We start from the raw sequence: 12,254 nt of genomic DNA, 5'->3' as shown, positions 1-12,254 counted from the left end.
CGTCCGGCCCTGAGCCCGCCCGGCGTCGCGCTCGTCACGTGCCGGAGAGGTTGAACGTCCGATACTAGGATGTCAAACTAAATCCGGCCGTCGCCGTACGTCCGCCTGCCGGTGACGGCGCGCCGACCGCGCCCGGCGAGAGGACTGCGACATGGTCGAGAACGTGTCTCTGCACGTGCCCACCCACCCCGTGCGGTTCGTCACCGCCGCGAGCCTGTTCGACGGCCACGACGCCGCGATCAACATCATGCGGCGCATCCTGCAGCGCCAGGGCGCCGAGGTGATCCACCTCGGGCACAACCGCTCGGTCGACGAGGTCGTCGAAGCCGCGATCCAGGAGGACGCCCAGGGCGTGGCGGTCAGCTCCTACCAGGGCGGGCACGTCGAGTACTTCACGTACCTGGTCGAGCTGCTGCGCGAGCGCGGCGCCGGCCACATCCGGGTGTACGGCGGCGGGGGCGGCGTGATCGTCGCCCGGGAGATCGAGCTGCTGCACTCGCGCGGCGTCGCGCGGATCTTCTCCCCGGAGGACGGCCAGCGCCTCGGGCTGCCCGGGATGATCAACATCATGGTGCGCGAGTGCGACACCGACCTGGCGGCCAGCCCCCCGGCCTCCTACGACGGACTGTTCGCCGGGGAGTCCGCGGTGCTCGCCCGCACCCTCACCCTCGCCGAGGCCGGGCGCCTGCCCGCCGACCTCGACCTCACCCCGCGCCGGCCGGTGCCCGTGCTGGGCATCACCGGTACCGGCGGGTCGGGCAAGTCCTCGCTGACCGACGAGCTGGTCCGGCGGTTCCGGCTCGACCAGGAGGACAAGCTGCGGATCGCGGTCCTCGCCGTCGACCCCACCCGCCGCCGCGGCGGCGGCGCCCTGCTGGGCGACCGCATCCGCATGAACGCCATCGGCGACCCGGGCAGCGGCGCCGCCGGACCGGTCTTCTTCCGCTCGCTGGCCACCCGCGGTGGCGAGGGCTCGCTGCCCGAGCACCTGGCCGACGTGCTCAAGGTGCTGCGGGCCGCCGCGTTCGACCTGGTGATCGTCGAGACCCCGGGCATCGGCCAGGGCGACGCCGGGATCACCGGCTTCGTCGACCGCTCGCTCTACGTCATGACGCCGGAGTTCGGCGCGGCCTCCCAGCTCGAGAAGATCGACATGCTGGACTTCGCCGACGTCGTGGCGATCAACAAGTTCGAGCGCCGCGGCGCCGAGGACGCCCGCCGCGACGTCGGGCGCCAGCTGGTGCGCAACCGGGACGCCTTCGGCTCGTCCTGGGAGGAGATGCCGGTCTTCGGCACCAGCGCGGCCACCTTCAACGACGACGGCGTCACCGGCCTCTACCAGCACCTGTGCGCACTCCTGGCCGAGGACGGGCTGGTGCTGGGCGAGGGCAGGCTGCCGCGCACCGACCGGCGCACCTCCTCCGAGCACGCCGCGCCGGTCCCGGCCCAGCGGGCGCGGTACCTGTCGGAGATCGCCGAGACCGTCCGCGACTACCACGCCACGACCGAGGAGCACGTCGAGGCGGCCCGGCGCCGCCAGCACCTGCGCACGGCGTCGGAGGCCGTGCAGGGGGCCGGCGCCGACGACACCGCCCTGCGCGAGCTGCTGGAGGAGGCCGAGAAGGCGCTGCCGGTCGAGTCGGCCGAGTTGCTCGACACCTGGCCGTCCGTCGTCGAGGACTACTCCGGCGACGAGATGGTGGTGAAGGTCCGCGACCGGGAGCTGCGCACCCAGCTCACCCGGACCACGCTGTCGGGCAACCAGGTGCGCCGGGTCGCGCTGCCCCGCCACACCGAGGACGCCGAGCTGCTGCGCTTCCTGCGCTCGGAGAACCTGCCGGGCAGGTTCCCGTTCACCGCGGGGGTGTTCGCGTTCAAGCGCGAGGGCGAGGACCCGGCCCGCATGTTCGCCGGCGAGGGCGACGCGTTCCGCACCAACCGCCGCTTCAAGCTCCTGTCGGCCGACTCCGAGGCCAAGCGCCTGTCGACGGCGTTCGACTCGGTCACCCTCTACGGCCGCGACCCGGGCACCCGCCCCGACGTCTACGGCAAGGTCGGCACGTCCGGCGTCTCGATCGCGACGCTGGACGACATGAAGGCGCTCTACGACGGCTTCGACCTGACCTCGCCGACCACCTCGGTGTCGATGACGATCAACGGGCCGGCCCCGACGATCCTGGCCTACTTCCTGAACACGGCCATCGACCAGCAGGTCGACAAGTTCCGCGCCGAGCACGACCGCGAGCCATCGGCCGAGGAGCGCGCCGAGCTGGAGGCGTTCGCGCTGGCGAACGTGCGCGGCACGGTGCAGGCCGACATCCTCAAGGAGGACCAGGGCCAGAACACCTGCATCTTCTCCACCGAGTTCAGCCTGCGGATGATGGCCGACATCCAGGAGTGGTTCATCGCGCACAAGGTGCGCAACTTCTACTCGGTCTCGATCTCGGGCTACCACATCGCCGAGGCCGGGGCGAACCCCATCAGCCAGCTCGCGTTCACCCTGGCCAACGGCTTCACGTTCGTGGAGAGCTACCTGGCCCGCGGAATGGACATCGACGACTTCGCGCCCAACCTGTCGTTCTTCTTCTCGAACGGGATGGACGCCGAGTACACCGTGATCGGCCGCGTGGCCCGGCGGATCTGGGCGATCGCGATGCGCGAGCGCTACGGGGCCAACGAGCGCTCGCAGAAGCTCAAGTACCACGTGCAGACCTCCGGACGGTCGCTGCACGCGCAGGAGATGAACTTCAACGACATCCGCACCACCCTGCAGGCGCTGTGCGCGCTCTACGACAACGCGAACTCGCTGCACACCAACGCCTACGACGAGGCCGTGACCACCCCCACCGAGGAGTCGGTGCGCCGGGCCATGGCCATCCAGCTGATCATCAACCGGGAGTGGGGGCTCTCCATGAACGAGAACCCCCTGCAGGGCTCGTTCGTCGTCGAGGAGCTGACCGACCTCGTCGAGCGGGCCGTGCTCGACGAGTTCGACCGCATCTCCGAGCGCGGCGGCGTGCTGGGCGCCATGGAGACCGGCTACCAGCGCGGCCGCATCCAGGACGAGTCGATGCTCTACGAGCACCGCAAGCACGACGGAACGCTGCCGCTCATCGGCGTCAACACGTTCCTCCCGCCGGAGTCCGAGGCGGCGCCGAAGGAGATCGAGCTGGCCAGGGCCACCGAGGCGGAGAAGCAGAGCCAGCTCGACCGGCTCGCCGATTTCCACGCCCGCCACCGCGCCGACGCCCCGGCCGCGATCCGCAGGCTGCAGGACGTCGCCACCAGCGGCGGCAACGTCTTCGCCGAACTGGTGGCGGCGGCGCGGGTGTGCAGCCTGGGACAGCTCACCGAGGCGTTCTTCGAGGTCGGCGGGCAGTACCGGCGCAGCATGTAGCCGGCGGGCGATCCGCTGCCCGATCAGCCCTCGCGGGGCGCGCGCAGGGCGGAGAAGACGACCTCGCGGCGCAGGGTGAAGCCCATGCGCTCGTAGAGCCGGACCGCCCCGGTGTTGACCGCGGCCACGTGCAGGAACGGCACCTCGCCGCGAGCGCGGACACCGGCCGCGACCGCGCGGACCAACCGCTCGGCCAGCCCCTTGCCGCGGTGGTCGGGGTCGGTGCAGACGGCGCTGATCTCCGTCCAGCCCGGCGGGCGCATCCGCTGGCCGGCCATCGCGATGAGCGCCCCGCCCAGCCGCACTCCCAGGTAGCCGCCCAGCAGGCGGGTGCCGGAGCGGAACGGGCCGGGGCGGGTGCGGGCGACCAGGTCGAGCATCTCGGGCACGTCGTCGGCCCCGAGCGCCACGGCGTCCGCGTCGGGCAGGGCGTCGACCCCGGAGCCCTCGAACTGCAGGCCCCGGTCCTGGCCGACGAGCTCCCAGCCGGCCGGGTGCGCCGGCTCGGCCCCGGACAGCACGACCTGCCCCCCGGGGCCGGCGAGCACGGCCAGGTCGGCCCACGCCGCCGGGTCGGTGGTCTCCGGACCGCCCGCGAGCGCGGCGAACGGGCCCAGGTCGGGGCGGTAGCGCGCCGCGGCCCCGCGCACCTGGGCGAACTCCCGGTGCGGGCCGGTGAGGGCGCACCACAGTGGACTGTCCAGTGGATGACCGGTCACCTCCGGCCCAACCCGCGGCGCGGCGCGAACCTTCCCTAGAAGACCAACCCCGATGTCCCGAAGAACCACAGCGACGACGTCAGCCAGAGCCCGGTCAGCGCGCTGAACACGAGCCCACCCATGACCGGGAGCACCCATCCCGGTGCCCGCGGCGCGCTGAGGACGACCATCTTGGTGACGAACGCGCCGTAGAAGAAGCAGCCCAGGATCGAGTGCACCAGCACCCGGGGCTCGTAGTCGGCGAACCCGAGCGCGTAGAGGCAGTGCACCGCCACCGGCACCGTCACCAGCACCGCCACCCGCCCCGACCAGCGGTGCAGGCCCCCGATCCAGGCCGGCGCCCGGCTCACCCCGGGGAGCCGGCCGTACATGACCATCGCCGAGACCAGCTGCACGATCGCCAGCAGGAACGCCAGGCTCGCCAGCCAGGCCTTGGCCGCGATGCCGCTGGAGAAGCCGGCGATGTTGATCGCGGAACCGGTCGGGTCGTGCAGCCGGCCGTAGACGCCCAACCCGACGGACACCGCGATGCCCGCGGCCACGCCGACCAGCAGCAGCGCGGTGCCGGACGAGCGCCGGACGGCGCGGATCGGCTCGGTGATCGGGTCGGTGTAGCTCATCGCTCTCCCTCGCTGCGCTCGGTCGGCGCTGCGCGGAGCACTGTGCTGGATGATTCGCTCGCAAGCTCGCTCATCGCTCTCCCCCGCTGCGCTCGGTCGGCGCTGCGCGGAGCACTGTGCTGGATGACACTGTGCTGGATGATTCGCGCGCAAACTCGCTCATCGCTCCCCCCCGCTGCGCTCGGCCGTGACGCCCCCGCTCACCGGCCCACCACCGTGTCGTCGCCGTCGATGGTGGTGACCGCGATCGGGGTGCCCTCCACGACGACCTGCCCGGGGGCGTTCGGGTCGAGCGGCGGAGCGGGCTGCGGCTCGCCGACCCCCGCGGCGCGCGCCAGCCCGGTGACCCGGCCGTCGTCCTCGACGATCCAGCCGATGCGGGTGGCGACGCCGCGGACGTTGCCCCGGCCCTCGTAGAGCCCCCCGGGCTCCTCCACCGCCTTCGCCGAGAACGGCCACGTCTTCCCCGCGACCGCCACGTCGCCGAACGCGGCCGCGTCGTCGACGTTGCCGGCGACCGTCACCTCGCCGTCGCCGCTGCGCAGCGCGATCGTGTCGCCCTCCAGGGTGCCCTCCAGCCAGGCCTCGACCTTCTCCCCGTCGCAGACGTAGCCGACGGCGCGGCCGTCCTTCACCACGACGGCCACGGTGACCTCGTCGCCCGAGGACCGGCCGGTGTAGGCCTTCTCCGCGACGACGGGCGGCTCGGCCGCCGGCTCGGCGGGCTCCGCGGTCGGTACGGGGGCGGGCTGGGTCGGCTCGGGGGGCGGGGTCGTCTCGGCGGGGGCCGCCACGGCGGCGGCGTCCGGAGCGGCGGTGCCGTCCGGCTCGCCGGCCATGTTGACCGCCACCAGCCCGAACCCGAGCACGGCGACGGCGGTCAGCGTCAGAAGGGGCGCGTATCTCTTCATCGTCTCTCCCGGTAGGACCGCCGCGGCGACCGTGTGGGCACGATCCTGGCCGGACCGCGGACCGGCGAGAAGGCCGTCGTAGGAGTCCGAGCCAGTACTGTGACACAGAGAGGACACCGAGAGGACCCAGCCAGCCGCCGCGCCGGGCGGATTCGACGAGGCCCGGGAGGCACCCCACCGTGACCGTCGTGGCCGTGGACGACGAGGGGCGCGAGGTCGCCGTCGCGACGCCGGTGCGCCGGGTCGTCTCGATCGTCCCGTCGCTCACCGAGGCCGTCGCCGCCACCGCCCCCGGCCTGCTCGTCGGCGCCACCGACTGGTGCACCCACCCCGCCGACCTCGACGTCCCCCGCATCGGCGGCACGAAGAACCCGCGCGCCGCCGACATCGCCGCCCTGGAGCCCGACCTCGTGGTCGCCAACCAGGAGGAGAACCGCCGCTCCGACCTCGACGAGCTGCGCGCCTGCGGCCTCGCGGTCTACGTCACCGACATCCGCGGCCTCGACGGCGCCTTCGGCTCACTGGCCCGCATGCTCGCCGCCTGCGGCCTCGACCGCCCCCGCTGGCTCGACGAGGCCGAAGCCGCCTGGTCCGCCGTCCCCGTCCCACGGGCGCGCCGGCGCGCGGTGGTGCCGATCTGGCGGCGGCCGTGGATGGCGGTGGGCAGCGACACCTTCACCGGCTCGGTGCTGCACCGCCTCGGCGTCGACAACGTCCTGGCCACCGCCCCCGACCGCTACCCCCGCTTCGAACCCACCCGCCTCCCCGAGCACGACCTCGTCGTGCTGCCCGACGAGCCCTACGAGTTCACCCCCACCGACGGCCCCGAAGCCTTCCCCGGCGTCCCCGCGGCCCTGGTGAGCGGCCGACTGCTGACCTGGTACGGCCCGAGCCTCACCGAAGCGGCGCGGACGCTGCCCGAGGCGCTGCAGGCCTGAGCCACACCGGCACGCCGCCCGGGGCGTCCTCGCAGCACCGCGGCGGTGTCGCAGCCCTGGCTGGGTCGCCGCAGCCCGCCGGCGGGCTGCGAGCCCACCACCAAGTCTGCGAGCGCGCCACGCGCCTGCAGAGGGCTCGGGAGGTGGAGGGCCGCCGCGAGGCCGGCGAGGGCCGGGCGGCGGGGTGTCCTCGCAGCGCCGGGTGGTCGTCGCAGCCCTGGCTGTGTCGTCGCAGCGCGCCGGCGGGCTGCGAGCCCACCGCTACGTCTGCGACGTGCGCCGCTCCCCTGCTCGCCCCGGCCGCGAGCCACCGCGCCAACCGGCGTGCGCCACGCCCACCGGACGGCGCCCGCCTCCGCCTACCGGGCGTCTTCACAGACTCCCCACAGTCTTCGCAGGGTCTACGGCACCTGCGAAGACCACACCGCCCCTGCGAAGACGCCCCCAAACCCCACCACAAAGCGGACGGGGAGCCCGGCGTCCCCCCAAGCCCCCTGCCGTCACGTCGGCGCGCGAAGCGCCTGCACAGCCGGGACGGCCCCCGCACCCTGGCAGACCAACCGCAGCCCGTGCATGCCAAGCGTGCGGGGGCTGGCCCGGCTGTGCTGCCCTCTGGGGCCGACGGGACGGCAGGGGGCGCCCCCCTGCTTGATCAGAGGTCGCCCTCCGCGTAGGAGCCGCCGGAGGCCCCCCTCAAGCGCCGAAGGCGCCCGAAGAAGCCCGAAGAAGCCGCGGACCAGCCCCGGCCTTACGCCACCGCCCCCACCATCCGCGCGAACTCCCGCCCCGTCTTCTCCGCCTCCGTGTGCGCCTGCTCCCGCGACTGCGCCGCCAGCGGCCGCAGCTCCGCCATCGCCGGCACCGACTCGGCCAGCGTCAGCTCCGCGGCGACGACGGTGACGTCCGCGCCGAGGACGTCGGCGAAGATGCGGTGCAGGTACGGGGTGGCGTGGTCCCAGCCCTCGCGGGGCGTGCCGGCGCCGTAGCCGCCGCCGCGGGCGATCACGAGCGCGAGCGGGCGGCCGCTGAGGGGCTGGATGCCGGGGGCGAAGCGCGGGTCGGCGATGAGCAGGTCGATCCAGGTCTTGAGGTTCTGGGCGACGCCGAAGTTGTAGAGCGGGGTGGCGATCACCAGGGCGGTGGCGGTGATCACTTCGTCGCCCAGTCGCGTGGCGAGCGCGACGGCGTCGCGCTGGTCGGGCGTTCGGTCGCCCTCCGGGGTCATGCTCGCGGACACGGCCTGCGGCCAGGCGTCGACGGGCACGGGGTCGGTGCGCAGGTCGCGGCGGACCACCTCGGTGCCCGGGTGTTCCTGCAGCCAGCCCCGCTGCAGGGTGTCGGCGACCTCCCGGCTGACCGAGCCCTCGGTGCGGATGCTGGCGTCCAGGCGGAACAGCGTCATGGTGTCTCCCGAGATCGAGTGTGCTGTTCGCACGATGTTCTGTGCTGCCGACCATCTTATGCACAGATGGATTGGTCGGCGAAAGCCCGGGTAGGATGTGATCGTGACCGCACCCGAGACCGTGGAGACCGACTTCGGCTGGGCGCTGGGCACCGTCATGCGCAACTACATGCAGGCGGCCGGGCAGGTGATGGTCGGGGTGCCCGGGGGCCCGCGGGGCTACCAGGTGCTGGCCGCCTGCGGCCGGGAGGGCCCGCGCACCCAGCTCGCGCTGGCCCACCAGCTCGGCCTCGACCGCACCGTGATGACCTACCTCCTCGACGACCTCCAGAAGGAGGGCCTCGTCGAGCGCCGCCCCGACCCGGCCGACCGGCGCGCCCGGCGCGTCGAGCTCACCGATGGCGGCCGCGCCCGGCTGTGCGAGCTCGCCGAGCGGCTGGCCGAGACCGAGGAGCGCCTGCTGGAGCGGCTCGAGCCCGACGAGCGCGAGTCGCTGCGCCGGATGCTGTTCCGCCTGGCCACCGGTTCGGACACCACCACGGGCGAGCTGTGCACGATGGCCGAGGAGATCACGTCCCAGGAGTGCTGAGATTCGACCGGCACCGCCGCGGGTAGGCCCGGGGCATGGTCGACGTCGATGACGAACTGTGGGACGAGTTCCACCGCGTGGTGAACATGACCAGCCGCGAGCTCGAGGAGTGGCTGCGCACGCAGGCCGCGCACGAGGACTTCGAGGACCTCCCCGACCAGGTGGGCACGCTCACCGGCCGGGAGGTGCTGGCCGTGCTCGGCAAGCGCCGCGTCGACCTCACCGACGCCGACGAGCGGGCCATGCGCAAGGTCGTCGACAAGGTGCACTCCCAGCGCCGCGACGATCTCGAACCCACCGCGGGGCAGGCGGCCTGGCGGCACAAGCTGATGTCGATCGGCCACGACCCCCTCAAGCCGCCGCGCACCTGATCGGGGGCGGGAACGAGGGGTGCCGGTTTGGGTGACGGCGCGGCGGGGGCACATGCCCTAACGTCGCGGCCGATGGCACGACTCGGCGCGTTGCGACTCCGGACGGGGGTGGCGGCGGTGGCCGGCACCATGATCATCGCGATGGCGGCGTGCTCGTCGCCCGCCGCGCCCGCGGCACCCCCCGATCCCCCGCTGACCACGGCCCCCGCCCCGACCGCGGAGCCGACGACCCCCGTCCCGACGGCGACCGCCGAGGGCGCGGCCGCGCTGCCCGCCCCGGGCGAGCCCCTCTTCCCCGGCCGCCGGCTCGTCGCGATCTACGGCCACCCCGGCACGGCCGCCCTCGGCGTCCTCGGCGAGCAGGACCTGCCCGCCTCCGTGCGCCGCGCCGAGGAGGTCGCCGCGCAGTACCGGGCGCTGGTCCCCGAGCAGGTGGTGCCCACGTTCGAGATCATCGCGACGGTCGCATCGGCGGGCGCGGGCCCGGACGGCGACTACTCCTCCGAGTCCGACGTCGAGGAGCTGCGCCCGTGGGTCGACGCGGCCCGGGATGCGGGTGTCTACGTGCTGCTCGACCTGCAGCCCGGCCGCACCGACTTCCTCACCCAGGCCCGCCGCTACGCCGACCTGCTCGCCCAGCCGCACGTCGGGCTGGCCCTCGACCCCGAGTGGCGGCTGCGCGAGGGCCAGCGCCACGGCGATCAGATCGGGCGGGTGGACGTCGAGGAGGTCAACGGGGTCGCGACCTGGCTGGCCGACCTCACCCGCGACCGCGGCCTGCCGCAGAAGGTGCTGATGGTGCACCAGTTCCGGCTGGAGATGATCCAGGGCCGGGAGCGGCTCGACACCACCCGCCCGGAGCTGGCCGTCGTCCTGCACGCCGACGGCTCCGGCGCGACCGAGGACAAGTTCAAGACCTGGGCGCGGCTGCACGAGGGCGCCCCGGCCGGCGTGCACTGGGGCTGGAAGAACTTCTACGACGAGGACACCCCGACGCTGACCCCGGAGCAGACCGTGCAGGTCGGCCCCACGTCACCGGTCGTCATCACCTACCAGTGACCCCCTGACCACCTCGGCCAACGCGGTCCAGCTGTCGCGGCCGTGGCCCGCCGCGACGGCGCGGCGGTAGAGCGAGGCGACGGCCTCGGGCAGCGCTGAGTCGACGCCGGAGGTCCGCGACGATTCCAGGATGTGCTCGGCGGTGGCGCCCATCATCGTCGCGTTCGCCAGGTCGCCGGGGTAGGCGCGGGCGTCGAGCTCGGCCGCGGCCTCCGGCAGGTAGGTCGAGATCGAGTCGGCCATGGCCAGCGCGTGCGGCAGGTATTCCTTCGCACTGACCCCCGCGGTCGCGACCAGCGCGCTGGAGTGCAGGTATGCGGCCAGCGCGGTCAGGAAGTAGTCGAGCTGGGCCTGGTAGTAGAGCTGGGCCAGCGCCGGGTCGGCGCCCAGGTACTCGGGCCGCCCGAGGACGCCCAGCGCGGCCGCGTGCGCGTCGAGGACCTCGCGGGGCCCGCTGTAGAAGACGAACGCGTCGGGCGTGCCGACGACCGGCGCCGGCACCATGACCCCGCCCACCAGTGACCGGGCGCCGCGCTCGGCGAGCCACCGGGCGGCCTGCCTGGTCCGCTCGGGGGTGTCCGAGCTGAGGTTGACGACGGTCCGCCCGGCGAGGGCCTCTTCGTGGCCGTCGAAGATGGCGTACATGGCGGCGTAGTCGGTCAGGCTGAGCACCACCAGCTCGGCGGCGCCGAGCGCCTCGGTCGGCGTGGCGGCCCGGGTCGCACCCGCGGCGACCACGTCGGCGGCGCGGGCGGCGGTGCGGTTCCACACCGTCACCGGGTGCCCGGCGCCCAGCAGCGCGCGGGTCATCGCCCGTCCCATCGGGCCCAGCCCGATCACCGTGACTGCGGTTCCGTTCATCGTGCGTCCTTCCGTGCGCGGAGCAGCTCGACCACTCCGGTGATGTCCTCGTGCCCGTGGCCGTCCGCGACGCGGCGGCGCATCAGCTCGCCGAGCGGGACGAGCAGGGTCGGGTCGACGCCGTGGGCCCGGGAGACCTCGACGAGGCCCGGGTAGGCGGCGGCCTGCATCGCCAGGTTCGAGACGACGTCGCGACCGTGCTCGCCGCTGTCGATCGGCGCGGCGGCGCCGTCGACGAACCCGCTCATCGACGCCAGCCACCGGCCCAGCAGCGGGGCGAGGTCCCCGGCGGCCACCCCGCCCGCCCCGGCCAGCGCGTAGGCGTGCAGGACGCCGCTGATCATCCCGTACATCGCGGTGAGCAGGGCCAGGTCCTGCAGCGCCGCGCGGCCGGGCTCCTCGCCGGCGAAGACGCTGTCCCCCAGCAGGTCGAGCAGCGGGCGCTGCTCGTCGAACACCGACCGCGCCCCGCTGTAGAGCACGAACGCGGCCGGCGTCCCGATCATCGGCGGCACGGCCATGATCCCGCCGCCGAGCAGGTCGACCCCGTGCCGAGCGGCCCACCCGGCCAGCTCGCGCGCCTGCTCGGGGGTGCCGTTGGTCAGCTCGACCACCGTCCGCCCGGCGAGCCGGTCGGCGACCGGGTCGAGCACCTCGTGCACCGAGGCGTGGTCGAGCAGGCAGACGACCACCGTCCCGCTCGCCGTCACGGCCCCCGCGACCGAGGTCGCGGCGGTCGCTCCGCGGGCCACCAGGTCGTCGGCGCGGCCCGGCGACCTGTTCCACACCGTCACCCGGGCTCCCCCGGCCAGCAGGGCGCCCGCGAGCGCCCGGCCCATCGTCCCCAAGCCCAGGACGGTCACGTCCCGCTTGCTGTCGTCGGTTTGTCCTGCCACGCGGCCAGCCTGCGCGGCACCGCGCACGGATCGCGCACGGACGGCGCACGGCTACCGTGGGAGCGTGCGCTTCGGGGTGCTCGGGCCGCTGGCCGTGTGGGCCGCCGACGGCACGCCCGTGCGCGTGCCCGAGCCGAAGGTCCGCGCGCTGCTGGCCGCGCTGCTGCTCGCCGAGGGCCGCCCCGTGGCGGCCGACCGGCTCGTCGAGGCGCTCTGGGCGGGCGCGCCGCCCGGAGACCCGGCCAACACCCTGCAGACCAAGGTGTCGCAGCTGCGGCGGGCCCTCGGCGGCGCCGGGACCGTGCTGCGCCACCCCGGTGGCTACCTGCTGCCCATCGGACCCGGCGACCTGGACGCGCACGAGTTCCGCGCCCTGGTCGAGCGCGCCCGCACGGCCGCGCCGGCCGACCGGCTCGGGCTCCTCGACCGCGCGCTCGGCCTGTGGCGGAGCGCGGCGCTGGCCGACCTGGCCGACCGGCCGTTCGCGCTGG

The 12,254-nt window shown here is 74.2% G+C and carries 12 protein-coding genes; 6 read left to right on the top strand and 6 right to left on the bottom strand.

Annotated features, from left to right (window positions below):
• Positions 1-151 precede the first annotated feature (151 nt).
• Positions 152-3,397 (top strand): fused isobutyryl-CoA mutase/GTPase IcmF, encoded by a 3,246-nt coding sequence (gene icmF / locus KIK08_RS16620; RefSeq protein ID WP_214404066.1) that lies wholly within the window; start codon positions 152-154, stop codon positions 3,395-3,397.
• 23 nt (positions 3,398-3,420) lie between these two features.
• Here icmF and KIK08_RS16615 read toward each other — a convergent pair whose 3' ends face one another.
• The 3 genes from KIK08_RS16615 to KIK08_RS16605 form a co-directional block, all read right to left on the bottom strand.
• Entirely contained in the window at positions 3,421-4,116 is a 696-nt protein-coding gene (locus KIK08_RS16615) for a GNAT family N-acetyltransferase (RefSeq protein ID WP_308257679.1), read from the bottom strand.
• Between the two features lie 35 nt (positions 4,117-4,151).
• Positions 4,152-4,736, bottom strand: a complete 585-nt coding sequence (locus KIK08_RS16610; RefSeq protein WP_250557155.1) for a DUF6529 family protein — start codon at positions 4,734-4,736, stop codon at positions 4,152-4,154.
• 200 nt (positions 4,737-4,936) lie between these two features.
• On the bottom strand, positions 4,937-5,647 hold the full coding sequence (locus KIK08_RS16605; protein ID WP_214404064.1) for a hypothetical protein: 711 nt from the start codon (positions 5,645-5,647) through the stop codon (positions 4,937-4,939).
• Positions 5,648-5,835: 188 nt separating this feature from the next.
• On the opposite strand from KIK08_RS16605, the gene KIK08_RS16600 reads away from it, so the two are divergent.
• Positions 5,836-6,585 carry a helical backbone metal receptor gene (locus KIK08_RS16600; protein ID WP_214404063.1) on the top strand — a complete coding sequence of 250 codons (750 nt, stop codon included), beginning with the start codon at positions 5,836-5,838 and terminating at the stop codon, positions 6,583-6,585.
• A 748-nt stretch (positions 6,586-7,333) separates the two neighbouring features.
• Here KIK08_RS16600 and KIK08_RS16595 read toward each other — a convergent pair.
• The gene (locus tag KIK08_RS16595) at positions 7,334-7,987 is read right to left on the bottom strand and encodes an FMN-dependent NADH-azoreductase (protein ID WP_214404062.1); all 654 of its coding nucleotides are present in this window, start codon (positions 7,985-7,987) and stop codon (positions 7,334-7,336) included.
• A 103-nt stretch (positions 7,988-8,090) separates the two neighbouring features.
• On the opposite strand from KIK08_RS16595, the gene KIK08_RS16590 reads away from it, so the two are divergent.
• From KIK08_RS16590 to KIK08_RS16580, 3 genes are all read left to right on the top strand, one after another.
• Complete coding sequence (locus tag KIK08_RS16590; protein ID WP_308257678.1) at positions 8,091-8,576, top strand: MarR family winged helix-turn-helix transcriptional regulator; 486 nt, start codon at positions 8,091-8,093, stop codon at positions 8,574-8,576.
• A gap of 35 nt (positions 8,577-8,611) precedes the next feature.
• Positions 8,612-8,947 (top strand): DUF3140 domain-containing protein, encoded by a 336-nt coding sequence (locus tag KIK08_RS16585; RefSeq protein WP_214404061.1) that lies wholly within the window; start codon positions 8,612-8,614, stop codon positions 8,945-8,947.
• 72 nt (positions 8,948-9,019) lie between these two features.
• Positions 9,020-10,006: a hypothetical protein gene (locus KIK08_RS16580; RefSeq protein ID WP_214404060.1), complete on the top strand. Its 987-nt coding sequence runs from the start codon at positions 9,020-9,022 to the stop codon at positions 10,004-10,006.
• On the opposite strand, the gene KIK08_RS16575 is transcribed toward KIK08_RS16580, so the two are convergent.
• Both KIK08_RS16575 and KIK08_RS16570 read right to left on the bottom strand, forming a co-directional pair.
• Positions 9,980-10,867, bottom strand: a complete 888-nt coding sequence (locus tag KIK08_RS16575) for an NAD(P)-dependent oxidoreductase (protein WP_214404059.1) — start codon at positions 10,865-10,867, stop codon at positions 9,980-9,982. The two genes, KIK08_RS16580 and KIK08_RS16575, sit on opposite strands and share 27 nt — an antisense overlap.
• Positions 10,864-11,763 carry an NAD(P)-dependent oxidoreductase gene (locus tag KIK08_RS16570; RefSeq protein ID WP_214404058.1) on the bottom strand — a complete coding sequence of 300 codons (900 nt, stop codon included), beginning with the start codon at positions 11,761-11,763 and terminating at the stop codon, positions 10,864-10,866. The genes KIK08_RS16575 and KIK08_RS16570 overlap by 4 nt, the downstream gene beginning before the upstream one ends.
• A gap of 64 nt (positions 11,764-11,827) precedes the next feature.
• Here KIK08_RS16570 and KIK08_RS16565 point away from each other — a divergent pair.
• On the top strand, positions 11,828-12,254 hold a 427-nt coding region (locus KIK08_RS16565; RefSeq protein ID WP_214404057.1), incomplete at its 3' end, for an AfsR/SARP family transcriptional regulator.

Source organism: Pseudonocardia lacus, from assembly GCF_018531445.1.
GTDB classification, from domain to species: domain Bacteria; phylum Actinomycetota; class Actinomycetes; order Mycobacteriales; family Pseudonocardiaceae; genus Pseudonocardia; species Pseudonocardia lacus.
Note: the sequence above shows the minus strand (reverse complement) of the source record. Positions and strands in the feature narration are given on the sequence as shown.